The sequence below is a fragment of the Nocardia sp. NPDC004415 genome, from assembly GCF_053602435.1.
In genome coordinates this window covers 1-16,913 of the sequence record NZ_JBSGDP010000091.1, presented here as the reverse complement: position 1 = coordinate 16,913, position 16,913 = coordinate 1, and the positions used below count along the sequence as shown (strand labels likewise).

The 16,913-nt window shown below is 71.2% G+C and carries 12 protein-coding genes and 1 pseudogene; all 13 read left to right on the top strand.

Annotated elements, in window-relative coordinates; genetic code table 11:
* Positions 1-388: 388 nt before the first annotated feature.
* The 13 genes and pseudogenes from mraZ to ftsZ all read left to right on the top strand — a co-directional run bounded on the left by mraZ (position 389) and on the right by ftsZ (position 16,860).
* Entirely contained in the window at positions 389-820 is a 432-nt protein-coding gene (gene mraZ / locus ACWEMY_RS27825) for a division/cell wall cluster transcriptional repressor MraZ (RefSeq protein WP_452392410.1), read from the top strand.
* 28 nt (positions 821-848) lie between these two features.
* A pseudogene (gene rsmH, locus ACWEMY_RS27820) lies at positions 849-2,002 on the top strand (16S rRNA (cytosine(1402)-N(4))-methyltransferase RsmH).
* Complete coding sequence (locus ACWEMY_RS27815; RefSeq protein WP_452392409.1) at positions 1,999-2,937, top strand: hypothetical protein; 939 nt, start codon at positions 1,999-2,001, stop codon at positions 2,935-2,937. The pseudogene rsmH and the gene ACWEMY_RS27815 overlap by 4 nt, the downstream one beginning before the upstream one ends.
* Positions 2,934-4,817: a peptidoglycan D,D-transpeptidase FtsI family protein gene (locus ACWEMY_RS27810; RefSeq protein ID WP_452392408.1), complete on the top strand. Its 1,884-nt coding sequence runs from the start codon at positions 2,934-2,936 to the stop codon at positions 4,815-4,817. Before ACWEMY_RS27815 ends, ACWEMY_RS27810 begins: the two co-directional genes overlap by 4 nt.
* Before the next feature lie 104 nt (positions 4,818-4,921).
* Positions 4,922-6,496 (top strand): UDP-N-acetylmuramoyl-L-alanyl-D-glutamate--2,6-diaminopimelate ligase, encoded by a 1,575-nt coding sequence (locus ACWEMY_RS27805; protein ID WP_452392407.1) that lies wholly within the window; start codon positions 4,922-4,924, stop codon positions 6,494-6,496.
* The gene (locus ACWEMY_RS27800; RefSeq protein WP_452392406.1) at positions 6,493-7,986 is read left to right on the top strand and encodes a UDP-N-acetylmuramoyl-tripeptide--D-alanyl-D-alanine ligase; all 1,494 of its coding nucleotides are present in this window, start codon (positions 6,493-6,495) and stop codon (positions 7,984-7,986) included. The genes ACWEMY_RS27805 and ACWEMY_RS27800 overlap by 4 nt, the downstream gene beginning before the upstream one ends.
* 52 nt (positions 7,987-8,038) lie before the next feature.
* Positions 8,039-9,115: a phospho-N-acetylmuramoyl-pentapeptide-transferase gene (gene mraY, locus ACWEMY_RS27795; RefSeq protein ID WP_336085999.1), complete on the top strand. Its 1,077-nt coding sequence runs from the start codon at positions 8,039-8,041 to the stop codon at positions 9,113-9,115.
* A 50-nt stretch (positions 9,116-9,165) separates the two neighbouring features.
* The gene (gene murD / locus ACWEMY_RS27790) at positions 9,166-10,602 is read left to right on the top strand and encodes a UDP-N-acetylmuramoyl-L-alanine--D-glutamate ligase (RefSeq protein ID WP_375937963.1); all 1,437 of its coding nucleotides are present in this window, start codon (positions 9,166-9,168) and stop codon (positions 10,600-10,602) included.
* A 43-nt stretch (positions 10,603-10,645) separates the two neighbouring features.
* Positions 10,646-12,100, top strand: coding sequence for a putative lipid II flippase FtsW (ftsW, locus tag ACWEMY_RS27785; protein ID WP_375937766.1), 1,455 nt, complete (start codon positions 10,646-10,648; stop codon positions 12,098-12,100).
* A 55-nt stretch (positions 12,101-12,155) separates the two neighbouring features.
* Complete coding sequence (gene murG / locus ACWEMY_RS27780; RefSeq protein ID WP_452392405.1) at positions 12,156-13,271, top strand: undecaprenyldiphospho-muramoylpentapeptide beta-N-acetylglucosaminyltransferase; 1,116 nt, start codon at positions 12,156-12,158, stop codon at positions 13,269-13,271.
* Complete coding sequence (murC, locus tag ACWEMY_RS27775; protein WP_452392404.1) at positions 13,268-14,779, top strand: UDP-N-acetylmuramate--L-alanine ligase; 1,512 nt, start codon at positions 13,268-13,270, stop codon at positions 14,777-14,779. The genes murG and murC overlap by 4 nt, the downstream gene beginning before the upstream one ends.
* An 8-nt stretch (positions 14,780-14,787) precedes the next feature.
* Entirely contained in the window at positions 14,788-15,465 is a 678-nt protein-coding gene (locus ACWEMY_RS27770; protein ID WP_375937775.1) for a cell division protein FtsQ/DivIB, read from the top strand.
* Positions 15,466-15,597: 132 nt separating this feature from the next.
* Positions 15,598-16,860 (top strand): cell division protein FtsZ, encoded by a 1,263-nt coding sequence (gene ftsZ / locus ACWEMY_RS27765; protein ID WP_375937778.1) that lies wholly within the window; start codon positions 15,598-15,600, stop codon positions 16,858-16,860.
* The last annotated feature ends 53 nt before the right edge of the window (positions 16,861-16,913 follow it).

Sequence of the window (16,913 nt, the reverse complement as noted above, 5' to 3'; positions counted from 1 at the left end):
CCCACCCCCGGGGCCCCCCCACCCCATCCGGGTGCGGCGCCGCCTTCGCCTGTTCGTCCCCGGAACTCCCGGGAAGGGCGATGCCCCCACTTTCCCCACCCCTCCCCACCGGGCCCCGCCGAATTCCCCCACGCCGCCGTATTACCCGCCGGTACCTGCGAAGTTTGCTGAAGGTTGTCGGGACCCGGGGTGGCCGACCCGCGCGGGTTCTCCGAACACGCGATAACCCCGAATCTCAGTGATAGCTGGGATGACCTGCGGAATTGTGTTGGCGGGGAGCGAGATCACCCAGGGTTTCGATTGAAAGTGGGGGAAAGTGGGGTAATGTGGGTCGCGCACTACAGGAGAGGCCGTTACGGCGAGGTGATCCAGTAGGGAGGTGGCCGGGATGTTTCTCGGTACCTACACCCCCCGCCTGGACGACAAAGGGCGACTGACGTTGCCCGCGAAGTTTCGAGACGAACTGGCGGGAGGGTTGATGGTCACGAAGGGTCAAGACCACAGCCTGGCCGTGTATCCGAAAGACGAGTTCACCGCGCTCGCGCGGAGGGCCGCGGCGGCGTCTCGAAGCAACCCGCAGGCAAGGGCTTTCGTTCGAGCACTGGCCGCGGGCACCGACGAACAACGTCCGGACGCACAGGGCCGGATCACGCTGTCGCCGGACCATCGGCGCTACGCGAATCTCCTGCGGGATTGCGTGGTGATCGGTTCGGTCGACTTCCTCGAGATATGGGACAAGCAGGCGTGGGAGTCCTACCTCGACGAGCACGAGGAGGACTACGCGCAAGCCAGAGACGAGTCGCTGGGCGGAATCTTCTAGCCCGGAGCACGCGAGTGCTGCGAGGCCTCTGCCCGGGCGTGGACCCTGACGTACTTCCCCGACGCCAGGTGCCGCGCCTCGGTCAGAGACCTCGACGCATTCGCGAACACCATTCTCATTCCAAAAGCACTGTGTGGCATGGCGACTCGTCTGCGACGCGAGGTCCTATCCCGGGAGGTCGAGGTGAACCATGACACCGAGAACCCCCGTCATGTGCCGGTCCTGCTCGACCGCGCCGACGAGCTGCTCGGCCCCGCGCTGAGCGAGCCGGGCGCGGTCTATCTCGACGCGACCCTCGGCCTCGGCGGGCACGCCGAACATTTCCTGCGCACCTACCCGCAGGCGCGGCTGGTCGGTCTCGACCGCGACACCACCGCGCTGAAGCTGGCCGGCGAGCGCCTGGCGCCCTACGCCGACCGGATCACCCTGGTGCACACCCGTTACGACGGCATCCCCGCCGCGCTGGCCGAGGCCGGGTTGCCCGAAATCGGTTCCGTCTCCGCGATTCTCATGGATCTCGGGGTGTCGTCGATGCAGCTGGACGAGGCCGACCGCGGCTTCGCCTACTCGGTGGACGCCCCGCTGGACATGCGGATGGACCCCACCACCGGACCCACCGCGGCCGACGTGCTCAACACCTACAGCCACGGTGACCTCGCCCGGGTGCTCAAGACCTACGGCGACGAACGCTTCGCGGGCAAGATCGCCTCGGAGGTGTTGCGCCGCCGCGCCGTTCGCCCGTTCGGTACCAGTGCGGAGCTGGTCGAGCTGCTCTACGACACCATTCCGGCCGCGGCGCGGCGCACCGGCGGGCATCCCGCCAAGCGCACGTTCCAGGCGCTGCGGGTGGAGGTCAACGGCGAGCTCGATTCGCTGCGCGCGGCGCTGCCCGCCGCGCTCGACGCCGTGCGTGTCGGCGGGCGGATCTGCGTCATGTCGTACCAGTCGCTCGAGGATCGGCTGGTCAAGCAGGAGTTCGCGCCCCGGATCGTGTCCAGGTCGCCGGTGGATCTGCCGGTCGAATTGCCCGGCATGGGACCGGAATTCCGGATGCTCACCCGGGGTGCGGAGAAAGCGACGGAGTCCGAGATCGAGGTCAACCCGCGATCGGCGCCGGTGCGGATGCGCGCGGCGGAACGGATCGCGGAGAGATCAGGGAGGACACAGGAGGGGACACGATGAGCGTGCGGACGAGCACCGTCGCCGTGCCGGGGCGTACGGCCCGTCGCGTCGAGGCGGCCGACCGAGTCAAATCCGGTGCCGCCCAGCGGGCCTACGCCCGCAAGCGCACCAGGGCCCAGCTGCTCGACGGCATCGAACTGCCCGAGCGGGCGTCGACGATGGCCGGGCGGATCCCGTTCGTCGCGGCCATCATCGGACTGCTCGGCTGCGGCCTGGCCCTGACCCTGCTGCTGACCACCCGTGCCGCCGAGGACAGCTATCAGCTCGGTGACGCGCGTGCGGTCAACCGCAAGCTCGCCGACGAGCGGGCCGCGCTGCAGCGCGAGGTGGCCGCCGCCGACTCGGCACCCGAACTGGCCGCGCGCGCCCGCGAACTCGGCATGATCCCCGCCAAGGACCCGGCCCGGCTGGTGCTCGGCCCCGACGGCGAGATCACCGTCATCGGCACGCCCTCGCCCGCGCAGGGCGCACCCGCCCCGCCGCTCAACGGCCCGCCGACCACCACCCCGAACCCCGCCTCGCCGAATCCGGCGCAGGCACAGGGGGAGCGGGTGGTGCCGGTGCAGCCCGGCGCGCTCACCGCGAGTCCCGCCGCGCCCAGCGCTGTTCCGGCGCCCGTCCTCGCCTCGCCCGGCGCGGTGCCCACCCCCGCGGCGACCGTGCCGGTGGGTGTGCCCGCCCCGCAGCCGACGACCCCCGCGGCGCCCGCGCCCGCCGAGGTGCCCGCGCCCGTGGAGGATCAGGCACCCGCCGCGGGCCAGAGCCCCGTCGAGCCCACGCTGGTGCCCGATCGGGTCGAGGTCGCCGTCACCCCCGGGGAAACGCCCCTGGTCCCCGCCGAGACCGCGCCGCCCGCACCGGGTGTCGTGGCCGGTGCGCCCGCCGCGCCGAGTGAGGCGCCGCAGCAGATCGGAACGGAGGGCGGCCCCCGATGAGGCGCAGCGGATCCGCGTCGCAGCCGCGACGCGGGCCGGTCTCGTCGCGGTCGCGCCGCTCCGGGCCGCTCTCGCCGGACCGTCCGGTCCGGTTGCGCCTGGGCATCGGGCGGGTCACCCTGCTGGCCACCCTCGCCGTGGTCGCCCTGCAACTGCTCTACATCCAGAGCCTGGCCGCGCCCGCGCTCTCGGCGCAGGCCGCCTCCCAGCGCACCCACAAGGAGACCGAGGCCGCCGTGCGCGGCCCGATCACCGACCGCCACGGCAATCGGCTCGCCTTCACCATCACCGCCAATGCGCTGACCTTCCAGCCGGTCCGGGTGCGCGAGCAGCTCGCCGATGCCAAGAAGACCAAGCCCAAGGCGCCCGATCCGGACCAGCGGCTGAAGGACATCGCGAAGTTCATCCACGACAAGCTCGGTGACAGCGGTCCCAAGGAAGCCGAGCTGCTCGACAAACTGCGCAGCGACAAGCCCTTCCACTACCTGGCCCGCAATGTCGACCCGCGCGTGGCCACCGAGATCAAGACCAAGTACCCCGAGGTCGGCATCGAACGTCAGGATCTGCGCGAATACCCCGGCGGCGCACTGGCCGCCAATGTGGTCGGCGCGACCGGCTGGGACGGGCACGGGCAGATCGGGCTGGAGTCCGCGCTGGACTCGGTGCTCGCCGGAACCGACGGATCACGCACCTACGACAAGGGCTCCGACGGCGCGGTGATCCCCGGCAGCTATCGCGATCAGCAGCCCGCCGTCAACGGATACGGCGTGGAACTGACCCTCGATGAGGACCTGCAGTACTACGTGCAGCAGCAGGTCCAGCAGGCCAAGCAGCTCTCCGGCGCGACCTCGGCCTCGGCCGTGGTGCTCGACGCCAAGACCGGCCAGGTGCTGGCCATGGCCAACGACAACACCTTCAATCCCGCACTGGGACCGCAGCACTGGGCCTCGGCGAACATGAGCAATCCCTCGGTCGCCGAACCCTTCGAACCCGGTTCGGTGAACAAGATCGTCACCGCCGCCGCGGCCATCGAGTACGGGGTCACCAACCCCGACGAGGTCCTGCAGGTGCCCGGGTCGATCCGGATGTCCGGGGTCACCGTCAACGACGCCTGGCAGCACGACGTGGCGCCCTACACCACCACCGGCGTGTTCGGGAAGTCCTCGAATGTGGGCACTCTCATGCTCGCCCAGCGCGTCGGCGAGGACCGCTTCGCCGACATGCTCGACCGCTTCGGCCTCGGCAAGCGCACCGGCATCGGCCTGCCCGGCGAGAGCCCGGGGCTGCTGCCCGCGCGTGACCAGTGGTCCGGCGGCACCTTCGCCAATCTGCCCATCGGACAGGGCCTGTCGATGACGACCCTGCAGATGACCGGCATGTACCAGGCCATCGCCAACGACGGCCTGCGCATCCCGCCGCGCATCGTCAAGGCCAAGATCGCCCCCGACGGCACCCGCACCGACGAGCTGCAGCCCGACGGTGTGCGGGTGGTGAGCCCGCAGACCGCGCAGACCCTGCGGAACATGTTCCAGGCGACCGTGCAGAAGGACCCGATGGGCGTGCAGATGGGCACCGGCGGGCAGGCCGCGATCGAGGGCTACCAGGTGGCGGGCAAGACCGGCACCGCGCAGAAGGTCGATCCGGCCTGCCGCTGCTATTCGACCTCGTCGTACTACATCACCTTCGCCGGGATGGCGCCCGCCGACAACCCGCGCTACGTGATCGGCATGATGCTCGACGCGCCGGTCCGCAGCTCCGACGGCAGCGGCGGCGGATCGGCCGCACCGCTGTTCCACAGCATCGCCTCCTGGGCCCTGCAGCGTGACCGGGTGCCGCCGTCGCCGGAGCCCAAGCGCCTCGTCCTGGAGGCCGGGCTCTGACCGCTCGGCTCATGCGCAACCCGCGTTGTCCGTCCGACTCCGCGCGTCGGTAACCTGACTGCTCGTCTCGCCCACGCGCTCGATCACTCTCAGAGAGGAGCCTTGTGCCCGCGCAGTCCAGCCCGCACGCGCTCCGGCCCACCACGCCGCCGTCGACGTCGCTGCAGGCCTTGCTGGACCTCACCGGCGCCACGGTCACCACCCCGGTGGCCGCGGTGACCGTCACCGGTATCGAGCAGCGGTCCAACGCGGTCCGCCCCGGCGACCTGTTCGCCGCCCTACCCGGCGCCAACGCCCACGGTGCCCGCTTCGCCGCCGACGCCGTCGCGCGCGGCGCGGTCGCGGTGTTCACCGACGCCGCCGGAGCCGACCAGCTCGGCGAGCTCGGGGTGCCGATCCTGGTGCGCGAACAGCCGCGCGCCGTGCTCGGCGAACTCTCGGCCGAGATCTACGGCCACCCGAGCGATCGCCTGCGCATCATCGGCATCACCGGAACCTCCGGCAAGACCACCACCTCCTACCTGGTCGAGGCGGGTCTGGTCGCGGCCGGGCTGCGGACCGGGCTGATCGGCACCATCGAGACCCGCATCGGCGGGCAGCGGGTGCCCAGCGCGCTCACCACCCCCGAGGCACCCCAGCTGCACGCGATGTTCGCCGCGATGGTCGAGCAGGGCGTGCAGGCGGTCGTGATGGAGGTGTCGAGTCACGCGCTGGCCCTCGGCCGGGTCGACGGCGTGCGTTTCGCCGTGGGCGCCTTCACCAACCTGTCCCAGGACCACCTCGACTTCCACCCCGACTTCGAGGACTACTTCGGCGCCAAGCGCAAACTCTTCGCCGCCGACTCCCCGGTCGCCGCGCGCGTCCCGGTGATCTGCGTCGACGACCAGTGGGGCCGCAGGCTGGCCGGTGAGCTGGCCGCGCCGATCACCGTCTCGACCCGCGCGGCCGCCGACTGGCACGTCGCGGGCGAGGTGAAGACCGGTGCCGGGGCACAGGAGTTCACCGCCGCGGGTCCCGCGGGCGAGCTGACCGTGCGGCTGCGCCTGCCCGGGCGCTACAACGTCGCCAATGCCCTGCTGGCCGTCGCGACCTGCGCGGCCGCCGGGGTGGACCCGGCCGTGGCCGCCCCCGCGCTGGCCGAGGTGGACGTGCCGGGTCGCATGCAGCGGGTGGACCGCGGCCAGGACTTCCTGGTCGTCGTCGACTACGCGCACAAGCCCGCCGCCGTCGAATCGGTGGTCACCACCCTGCGCGGCCATCTGGCCGAGGCCGGGCACGGCAGGCTGGCCGTGATCGTCGGTGCCGGTGGTGACCGCGATGTGGCCAAGCGCCCGCTGATGGGTGCCGCCGCCGCGCGCGCCGATCTGGTGATCGTCACCGACGACAATCCCCGCTCCGAGGACCCGGCGCTCATCCGCGCCGCGGTGCTCGCTGGCGCCGACGAGATCCCGGCCGCCGAACGCGGCGAGATCCGCGAGATCGGGGACCGGGCGGCGGCCATCGCCGCCGCCGTGGCCTGGGCGCGCCCGGGCGACGTGGTACTCATCGCGGGCAAGGGCCACGAGTCGGGGCAGGAGATCCAGGGCGTCAAATACGAATTCGACGACCGGGTCGTCGTCGCCGAGGCGCTGGACGCGCGGACACCCGGATCGCACACGGAGGACTCGAGGGTTTCATGATCGAGATGACACTGCGCGAGATCGCGGACGTGGTCGGCGGCGAACTGCACGATGTGCCCGACCCGGACGCCCGGGTGACCGGTTCGGTGGAATTCGATTCGCGCCGCATCGGTTCCGGTGATCTGTTCCTCGCGCTGCCGGGCGCCCACTCCGACGGGCACGACTACGCGGCCGGTGCGGTCGCCGCGGGCGCGGTCGCCGTGCTGGCGGCCCGTCCGGTGGGGGTGCCCGCGATCGTGGTCGCCCCCGAACGCGGGTCGGTGCCGGCGACCTCGGTCGCGCTCAGCCACGACGGCGACGGTTCCGGCGCCGCGGTGCTCGCGGCGCTGGCCGAGCTGGCGCGGGTGAGCACCGAGCGCCTCGCCGAACGCACCGGGCTCACCGTCGTGGGCGTCACCGGGTCCTCCGGCAAGACCTCCACCAAGGACCTGCTGGCCGCCGTGCTGGCCCCGCTGGGCCCGGTCGTCGCGCCGCCCGGCTCGTTCAACAACGAACTCGGCCACCCCTGGACCACCCTGCGCGCCGGGCTCGACACCAAGTTCCTGGCGCTGGAGCTCTCGGCGCGCGGGCGCGGCCACATCGCGGAACTGGCGCGCATCGCGCCGCCGCGCATCGGCGTGGTGCTCAATGTCGGCACCGCCCACCTCGGCGAATTCGGCAGCCGCGAGGCCATCGCCGTGGCCAAGGGCGAGCTGGTCGAGGCACTGCCCGCCGACGGGCTGGCCGTGCTCAACGCCGACGACCCGCACGTCTCGGCCATGGACTCGCGCACGAAGGCGCGCGTGGTCAAGGTCGGCCTGTCCGGTGACGCCGACATCCGCGCCACCGATGTGCACACCGACGACCAGGCCAGGGCGAGCTTCGTGCTGCACGCCGGTGGCGAGTCGGTGCCGGTGACTCTGGCCGTGCACGGCGAACACCAGATCGGCAACGCGCTGGCTGCGGCCGCCGTCGCGCTCGAGTGCGGCGCCGACCTGGCGACCGTCGCCCGGGCGCTGGGCGGGGCCACCGCGGCCTCGGCGCGCCGGATGGACGTGCGGACCACGCCCGAGGGCGTCACCGTCGTCAACGACTCCTACAACGCCAATCCCGACTCGGTCCGGGCCGCGCTCAAGGCGCTGGTCACCCTGGCCAAGGCGGGCGAGACGCCCCGGCGCAGCTGGGCGGTGCTCGGCGAGATGGGCGAGCTCGGCGACGACTCGGTGATCGAACACGACGCGATCGGACGGCTGGCGGTACGCCTGGATGTCGACCGGTTGATCGTGGTCGGCACCGGACGACCCTCCCGGGGCATGCACCAGGGTGCGGTGATGGAAGGCTCATGGGGCGAGGAGTCGGTCCTCGTTCCCGATATCGACGCGGCGATCGCGCTGCTCGACGACGAGATCGCCGCAGGCGATGTGGTACTGGTCAAGGCATCCAAGGCAGTCGGTCTCTGGGCCGTCGCCGAGCACCTGACCAGGGCAGGGGAAGGTAGTACGCAGGCATGAAAACAGCGGCCATCGGCAGCACGCCGGCGCCCGGCGTCAGTGAGGCGCGGGCGTGAGGCAGATTCTCTTCGCGGCGGGGATCGCCCTGGCGGTGTCGATCCTGTTGACGCCGTTGCTGATCCGGGTGTTCGCCAGGCAGGGCTTCGGGCAGGAGATCCGGGTCGACGGCCCGGCCAGCCACCAGGCCAAGCGCGGCACCCCGACCATGGGTGGCGTCGCCATCCTGATCGGCATGTGGGCCGGTTACCTCGGTTCGCACCTCATCGGCATCGGCTACGACGCCGAGGGCCCGACCGCCTCGGGTCTGCTGGTGCTGGGCCTGACCACCGCGCTGGGCGTGGTCGGCTTCCTCGACGACTTCATCAAGCTGCGCAAACAGCGCAACCTCGGCCTCACCGCCGCGGGCAAGTACATCGGCCAGACCGCCGCCGCGGTCATCTTCGCGGTGCTGGCCCTGCAGTTCCGCAACGCCGACGGCCTGGCCCCGGCCAGCAAGCACCTGTCGTATGTGCGCGACTGGAGCACGGTGTCGATGGGCGCGCTGATCTTCGTGGTCTGGGTGCTGTTCCTGGTGATCGCCTGGTCCAACGCGGTCAACCTCACCGACGGTCTCGACGGCCTGGCCGCCGGGTCGATGAGCCTGCTGCTGGGCGCCTACGTGATCATCACCTTCTGGCAGTACCGCAACGCCTGCTCGACCAACCCGGGCCCCGGCTGCTACGACGTGCGCGACCCGCTGGACCTGGCCCTGGTGTGTGCCGCCGCGGCCGCCGCCTGCATCGGCTTCCTGTGGTGGAACGCGGCCCCGGCCAAGATCTTCATGGGTGACACCGGCTCGCTGGCGCTGGGCGGCCTGATCGCCGGGCTGTCCATCACCACCCGCACCGAACTGCTGATGGCCGTGATCGGCGCGCTGTTCGTCGCCGAGGCCGCCTCGGTGATGTTGCAGGTCGCGGTCTTCCGCACCACCCGCAACCGGTTGTTCAAGATGGCACCGTTCCACCACCACTTCGAATTGAGCAAGTGGGCCGAGACGACGGTGATCATCCGGTTCTGGATCCTGGCGGGCATCTCCGCCGCCGTGGGTCTCGGGCTGTTCTACAGCGAATATCTGTCACAGGTCGGGTGAGCGCGGACATGGTCGAACACACTCCCCGTGCCCTGCGCTCGCCGGGCCCGATGCTGGAATTCCTGCGTGGCCGCGACGTGCTCGTCGCCGGCTGGGGCGTCTCCGGGCGCTCGCTGATCGAACCGCTGCGCGATATCGGCGCGCACCCGGTGGTCACCGACAACGGCGCCAAGGCGCTGGCCGAGGCCGCCGAACTCGGGCTCGAGGTCGCCACCGGCGTCGAGCTGGAGAACGCGGACCTGAGCCGGTTCGCGCTGGTCATCACCAGCCCCGGCTGGCGGCCGGACTCGCCGGTGCTGGTCTCGGCGGTCACCGAGGGCATCCCGGTCTGGGGTGACGTCGAATTCGCCTGGTGGGTCGATCAGGCCAGGATCTACGGTCCGGTCCGCAAGTGGCTGGTGATCACCGGTACCAACGGCAAGACCACCACCACCAACATGACCCACTCGATCCTGCGTGCCGCGGGCATCGCCAGTGTGGCCTGCGGCAATATCGGCCTGCCGATCCTGGACGCGCTGCGCCGCAACCCCGGCCCGCAGGTGCTCGCGGTCGAGCTGTCCTCGTTCCAGCTGCACTGGGCGCCTTCGGTGCGCCCGGAGGCGGGCGTGGTGCTCAATGTCGCCGAGGACCACCTGGACTGGCACGGTGGCCTGGACGCCTACGCCGCCGCCAAGGCCCGCGCGCTGACCGGCCGGGTCGGCGTGGTCGGCCTCGACGACCCGGTGGCGGGCTCGCTGGCCCGCAAGGCCAAGGCCCGGCGCACGGTCGGCTTCCGCATCGGTGTGCCCGCCGACGGCGAACTGGGCGTGGTCGACGGCAAACTGCTCGACCGCGCCTTCACCAAGGCCGCCATCCTGGCCGAGACCTCCGACATCAGCCCGCAGGGTCCCGCGGGCATCGCCGACGCGCTGGCCGCCTCCGCGCTGACCAGGGCCATCGACGTGGCACCGCAGTTCGTCAAGGAAGGGCTGGCCGAGCACAAGGTGGGCCCGCACCGCACCGCGTTCGTGCGCGAACTCGGCGGGGTGGAGTTCATCGACGACTCCAAGGCCACCAACCCGCATGCCGCGCGCGCCTCGATCCTGGCGCACCCGCAGGTGGTGTGGGTGGCCGGTGGGCTGCTCAAGGGCGCCACCGTCGACGACCTCATCGAAGAGGTCGGCGACCGGCTCGTCGGCGCGGTCCTGTTCGGGGCCGACGCGCCGGTGATCGCCGCCGCATTGGCGCGACACGCACCCGAAGTCCCGGTCATCGCGCTGGACGCGGGAGACGATGCAGACATGGAGTCGTCGAGAAAGCAGCGCGCCGAGGCGGTCATGGGCCGCGCGGTCCGCGCGGCGGCGGGGCTGGCGCGGGCGGGCGACACCGTCCTGCTCGCACCGGCGGCGGCCTCCCTGGACATGTACGACGACTACACCCACCGCGGACGCTGCTTCGTGGACGCGGTGACGGCTTTGGAAGACGGTGACATCGGGCGGGCGCTGTGACACCGACGCCCCGGCTCGACCGTCAGCGCCACGAGGAGGCAGCGTGCGCAACCAGGTAGGACGCCGGGGCGGTTCGGCCGCAGCGCGGCCGGGCTGGGCGGGGGAGCGTTTCGGCGCGTGGCTGGCCCGCCCGCTGGCCTCGTTCCACCTGGTGGTCACCATCGCCACCCTGCTGACCGTGCTGGGCCTGGTGATGGTGCTCTCGGCGTCGAGCGTGGAGGCCTACGCCGGTGGCGGGTCGGCCTATTCGCTGTTCATCCAGCAGGCCATGTTCGCCGGGCTCGGCGCGGTCGCCTTCTACATCGCGCTGCGGCTGCCGCTGCGGCTGGTGCGGCAGTGGTCGTTCCCGATCTTCAGCATCTCGGTGCTCGCGCTGGTGCTGGTGCTCATCCCCGGCATCGGCTCGATCCACGGCGGCGCGCGGCGCTGGTTCGACATCGGCCCGCTGTCGATCCAGCCCTCCGAGGTCGTCAAGGTGACGCTGGTGGTGTGGGGTGCGCATCTGCTCGCCTCGCGGCGCGGCGGCCAGCTCAAGGACATCCTGGTGCCGCTGGTGCCCGCCGGTCTGCTGGTCTGCCTGCTGGTGGTGCTCGAGCCGAACCTGTCGACCACGATCGCGCTGGGCATCGTGCTGATGGCGCTGCTGTGGTTCGGTGGGCTGCCGGTGCGGCTGTTCGTCGGGATCATGGTCACCGGCCTGGTCGCGGCCTCGATCCTGGCGCTGTCGGCGGGCTATCGCTCCGACCGGGTGCGCGCGTTCTTCAACCCCGGTGACGACCCGCAGGGCGTGAACTACCAGGCCCGCCAGGCCAAGTACTCCCTGGCCGACGGTGGCATCTGGGGTCGTGGTCTCGGGCAGAGCCGGGCCAAGTGGAGCTACCTGCCCAACTCGCACAACGACTTCATCTTCGCGATCATCGGCGAGGAACTCGGCTTCCTCGGCTGCATGCTGGTGCTGGCGCTGTTCGCGCTGTTCGTCTACGCGGGTATCCGTATCGCGCTGCGCTCGGTGGATCCGTTCCTGCGGCTGCTCACCGCCACCGCCACCACCTGGATCACCGTGCAGGCGCTGATCAACATCGGCTATGTCGTCGGGCTGCTGCCGGTGACCGGTCTGCAGCTGCCGCTGGTCTCGGCCGGTGGCTCCTCGCTGGCGATCACGCTGTTCATGTTCGGCATCATCGCCAGCGCCGCCCGGCACGAACCCGAGGCGGTCTCGGCGTTGCAGAACGGTCAGGACGGGCGCGTCAGCAGGCTGCTGCGGCTGCCGATTCCGGAGGTGTACTCCCCGGCCAGGGCCGACGCGCCACGCAAGCCCGCGCGCCCCAAGGCCGAACGCCCACGTCAGACCCCGCGCCGTCCGGCGCCCACCGAACGACGGCGACGTGCACCCGAGAGTCGCGGCACGAGTTCGCTACGGTCGACAAGAGCGTGGGAACCGACCTATCCGATGCCGCACCGCCCGGTGAAGCGGCGGACCGGCGGCGGCGGAGGGTGAGCACGCGGTCTCGCCTGCCGGGCGAGTCGATACAGGAAGAACGAGGGAGATCCAGGTGAGTGACCCGCGATCCGGGTTGTCGGTGATCGTCGCAGGCGGCGGCACCGCAGGCCACATCGAACCCGCGCTGGCCGTGGCCGACGCGCTGCGCAGGCTCGACGAGGGGATCCGGGTGACCGCGCTGGGCACCGAGCGTGGCCTCGAGACCAAGCTGGTGCCCGACCGGGGCTACCCGCTCGAGCTGATCCCCCCGGTGCCGTTGCCGCGCAAACCCTCCGCCGACCTGCTGCGCCTGCCCGGGCGCATCCTGGCCTCGGTGCGGGCGACCAGGGCCGTCATCGACGACGTGCAGGCCGATGTGATCATCGGTTTCGGCGGCTACGTCTCGCTGCCCGCCTATCTCGCCGCGCGCGGCGGGCTGTTCGGGCGCAAGCGCAGGGTGCCGGTGATCGTGCACGAGGCCAACGCCAAGGCGGGCCTGGCCAACAAGGTGGGTGCCCGGGTGGCCGCCAAGGTGCTCGCCGCCGTTCCCGATTCGGGCCTGGCCAACGCCGAAGTCGTCGGCATCCCGGTGCGTGCCGCCATCACCGACCTCGACCGCGCCGCGCTGCGCGCACGGGCCCGCGAGAGCTTCGGGCTGCCCGCCGAGGGTCCGGTGCTGCTGGTGTTCGGTGGTTCCCAGGGCGCGCGCAGCCTCAACGACGCCGTCGCCGGTGCCGCCCCGCAGCTGGCCGCCGCCGGGATCTCGGTGCTGCACGCGCACGGACCCAAGAACAGTCTCGAGGTGAACACCGGCGAGACCACCGCGCCGTACGTCGCGGTGCCGTACCTGTCCCGGATGGACCTGGCCTACGCCGCCGCCGACGCGGTGGTGTGCCGCTCGGGCGCGATGACCGTGGCCGAGGTGTCGGCCGTCGGCCTGCCCGCGTTCTACGTGCCGCTGCCGCACGGCAACGGTGAACAGGAGTTCAACGCCCGCCCGGTCGTCGCGCAGGGTGGTGGCAGAATTGTCCCCGACGCCGAGCTGACCCCGAAATACGTGATCGATGAGGTGATTCCGCTGCTGCTCGACCCTGCTCGACTCGCCGAGATGAGCCGCGCCGCCGCCGGTGCGGGCCATCGCGACGCCGCCGACACGGTGGCCGGGATCGTCGTCGAGGTCGCCCGATGAGCGGCCCGGCCGAGATCGGCGAATCCACCGGCACGGCACTGCCCGCCGAGCTCGAGCGCGTGCACATGGTCGGCATCGGCGGTGCCGGGATGTCGGGCATCGCGCGCATCCTGCTCGCGCGCGGCGGCGCCGTCTCGGGCAGCGACGCCAAGGAGAGCCGCGGCGTGCTGTCGCTGCGGGCCCGCGGCGCCCAGGTGCGCATCGGCCACGACGCCGACGCCCTGGACCTGCTGCCCGGCGGCCCGACCGTCGTGGTCACCACCTACGCGGCCATCCCCAAGACCAATCCCGAACTGGTCGAGGCCAACCGGCGCAAGATCCCGGTGCTGCTGCGCCCGACCGTGCTCGCCGCGCTGATGCGCGGGCACAAGACCCTGCTGGTCTCGGGCACCCACGGCAAGACCTCCACCACCTCGATGCTCATCGTCTCGCTGCAGCACTGCGGCGCCGATCCGTCCTTCGCGGTCGGCGGCGAGCTCAACGAGGCAGGCACCAACGCCCACCACGGCAGCGGCGACATCTTCGTGGCCGAGGCCGACGAGTCCGACGGCTCACTGCTGCAATACGACCCGGACGTCGCGGTGGTGACCAACATCGAGTCCGACCACCTGGACTTCTTCGGCACCGACGAGGCCTACATCCAGGTCTTCGACGATTTCGCCGACCGGCTCGCCCCCGGCGGCCTGCTGGTGGTGTGCCTGGACGACCCCGGTTCGCTGGCCCTGGCCCACCGGGTCGCCCCCCGGCTGCGCGAGCGCGGCGTGCAGGTACTCGGCTACGGCTCCGGCGATCTGAGCGCGGCACCGGTGCCCGTCGGCGCGCGCCTGCTGGACTGGCAGCCGCGCGATGTCGGCGGCATCGTGGAATTCGAGCTGGCCGGGGAGAGCACCCCGCGCACCGTGCGCCTGGCGGTGCCCGGCAGGCACATGGCGCTCAACGCGCTGGCCGCGTTGCTGGCCGCCCGGGCCACCGGCGCCGACACCGATGAGATCGTGCAGGGCCTGGAGGGATTCGGCGGCGTGCACCGCCGGTTCCAGTTCACCGGCCGGGAGAACGGCGTGCGCGTCTTCGACGACTACGCCCACCATCCCACCGAGGTGCGCGCCGTGCTCGAGGCCGCGGCCCAGCTGGTCGCTCAGGAGGCCCGCGACGGCGCCCGCACCCGGCGCGGCCAGGTGATCGTGGTCTTTCAGCCGCATCTCTACAGCCGCACCGCCACCTTCGCCGCCGAGTTCGGCACCGCGCTGAGCCTGGCCGACGAGGTGGTCGTGCTCGACGTCTACGGCGCCAGGGAGGAACCGCTGCCCGGCGTCAACGGGGCACTGGTGGCCCAGTCGGTGACCAAACCCGTGCACTACCAGCCGGATATGTCCAAGGTGGGCAAGCAGGTGGCCGGGCTGGCCCAGCCCGGTGACGTGGTGATCACCATGGGCGCAGGCGATGTCACCATGCTCGGCGTGCAGATCCTCGACGCCCTGCGGGCCCGGCCGCAGCAGGGCGGCCGGTGAGATTGCCGATGCCCGCCGCGCGCGGGTGGCGCGGCTACCGGCTCTGGACCGCGCTCGGGCTGGTCGCGGTGACGGTGCTGGCGCTGCTCGCGTGGTTCACTCCGGCGCTGTCGGTGCGAACCGTGCGGATCGACGGTTTGTCCGCGGTAACCCAGGACGAAGTCCGTTCCCGGCTTGAAATCCCCGACGGGCGTTCGATGTTGCGCATCGATACCAATGCCATTGCCCAGCGGGTCGCTGCCATCCCGAAGGTGCGCTCGGTGCGGGTGCAGCGCAAGTTCCCGTCCACCGTGCTGGTCACGGTGGTGGAGCGAACCCCGGTGGTGTACGTGGAATCTCCGGACGGCGCGCACCTGATCGACGCCGAGAGCGTCGAATTCGCGATCGAACCGGCGACGCCGATCGGCGTGCCCAAGCTGCTCACCGAGGGGTCCTTCACCGGTCCCGCGGCGACCAGGGCGGCGGTGGATGTGCTGGTCACGCTGCCGCCCGCGCTGTCGGTGCAGGTGGGTGAGGTTGTCGCACGGTCGATTTCGGATGTCTCGCTGAACCTGCGCGACGGGAGGAAGGTAGTGTGGGGCGGCACGGGCGACGGCGAGCGCAAAGCTGCCGTCGTGATGCCGCTGCTGACCCGTGAGGGGACCGTGTTCGACGTGTCGAGTCCGAATCTGGTCACGGTAAAGTGAGCGAAACGTCGGCGCGCCTGCGCCGGGATCGCAGTTGCTGCGAATAGCGTTCCGCAGCAGTCGGATACTTGACATAACGCCAACCCTATGGTTGAGGTTGAGGGTTTTAAGATCGAAGGAAGGCGAGAGCCCATGACGCCCCCGCACAACTACCTTGCCGTGATCAAGGTCGTCGGTATCGGCGGCGGCGGCGTGAACGCCGTCAACCGAATGATCGAACAGGGACTCAAGGGAGTCGAGTTCATCGCGGTCAACACCGACGCCCAAGCCCTGCTCATGAGTGATGCCGACGTCAAACTCGATGTCGGCCGTGAGCTCACCCGAGGACTCGGCGCGGGCGCCGATCCGGAAGTGGGCCGCAAGGCCGCCGAAGACCACAAGGACGAGATCGAAGAGGTGCTCAAGGGCGCCGACATGGTCTTCGTGACCGCGGGCGAGGGCGGTGGCACCGGCACCGGTGGCGCCCCCGTCGTCGCCAGCATCGCCCGGAAGCTGGGCGCGCTCACCATCGGTGTGGTCACCCGGCCGTTCTCCTTCGAGGGCAAGCGCCGTGGCAACCAGGCCGAGGTCGGCATCAACCTGCTGCGCGAGTCCTGCGACACCCTCATCGTCATCCCGAACGACCGGCTGCTGCAGCTCGGCGACGCGGCGGTGAGCCTGATGGACGCCTTCCGCTCCGCGGACGAGGTGCTGCTCAACGGTGTTCAGGGCATCACCGACCTGATCACCACCCCGGGCCTGATCAACGTCGACTTCGCCGACGTGAAATCCGTGATGTCGGGCGCCGGTTCGGCGCTCATGGGCATCGGCTCGGCGCGCGGCGAGGGCCGCTCGGTCAAGGCCGCCGAGACGGCGATCAACTCGCCGCTGCTCGAGGCGTCGATGGACGGCGCGCACGGCGTGCTGCTCTCGATCGCGGGCGGCTCGGATCTGGGCCTGTTCGAGATCAACGAGGCCGCCTCGCTGGTGCAGGAAGCGGCGCACATCGAGGCCAACATCATCTTCGGTACCGTCATCGACGATTCGCTGGGCGACGAGGTGCGCGTCACCGTCATCGCCGCGGGCTTCGACGGCGGCGGACCGGCGCGGCGCAGCTTCGAGAACACCACCACCTCGTCCTCGCGCACCGGCACCAACCCGATCGGCTCCGGCCGCGCGGGCGAGATCGGGCAGAGCCGTCCCACCGAGGCGCCGGTGCGGCCCACCGAGCCCGCGACCGCCGGGGTCTCCGGTGGCCGGGCGGCCGCGCCGAACTACCGCGACACCGAGCGCTACCGCGAGTCCGAGCGTCAGCGGGTCACCGAGGCCGCGATGAACCGGGTCAACAACCCCGATCAGCGCGACGACGGCGACGATGACGACGACATCGAGGTGCCGATCTTCATGCGCCGGTAGTCGTACCCCGGACAACCGGAAGGGCCCGTACTCCCAGGTGTTGGGGCCCTTCA

Excerpts from the sequence above, each read along its gene's own strand:
- murC (WP_452392404.1), top strand. The coding sequence starts at position 13,268 with ATGAGCGGCCCGGCCGAGATCGGCGAATCCACCGGCACGGCACTGCCC.
- murD (WP_375937963.1), top strand. The coding sequence starts at position 9,166 with ATGCTGGAATTCCTGCGTGGCCGCGACGTGCTCGTCGCCGGCTGGGGC.
- mraZ (WP_452392410.1), top strand. The coding sequence starts at position 389 with ATGTTTCTCGGTACCTACACCCCCCGCCTGGACGACAAAGGGCGACTG.
- ACWEMY_RS27810 (WP_452392408.1), top strand. The coding sequence starts at position 2,934 with ATGAGGCGCAGCGGATCCGCGTCGCAGCCGCGACGCGGGCCGGTCTCG.
- ACWEMY_RS27815 (WP_452392409.1), top strand. The coding sequence starts at position 1,999 with ATGAGCGTGCGGACGAGCACCGTCGCCGTGCCGGGGCGTACGGCCCGT.
- ftsZ (WP_375937778.1), top strand. The coding sequence starts at position 15,598 with ATGACGCCCCCGCACAACTACCTTGCCGTGATCAAGGTCGTCGGTATC.
- ACWEMY_RS27800 (WP_452392406.1), top strand. The coding sequence starts at position 6,493 with ATGATCGAGATGACACTGCGCGAGATCGCGGACGTGGTCGGCGGCGAA.
- ACWEMY_RS27770 (WP_375937775.1), top strand. The coding sequence starts at position 14,788 with ATGCCCGCCGCGCGCGGGTGGCGCGGCTACCGGCTCTGGACCGCGCTC.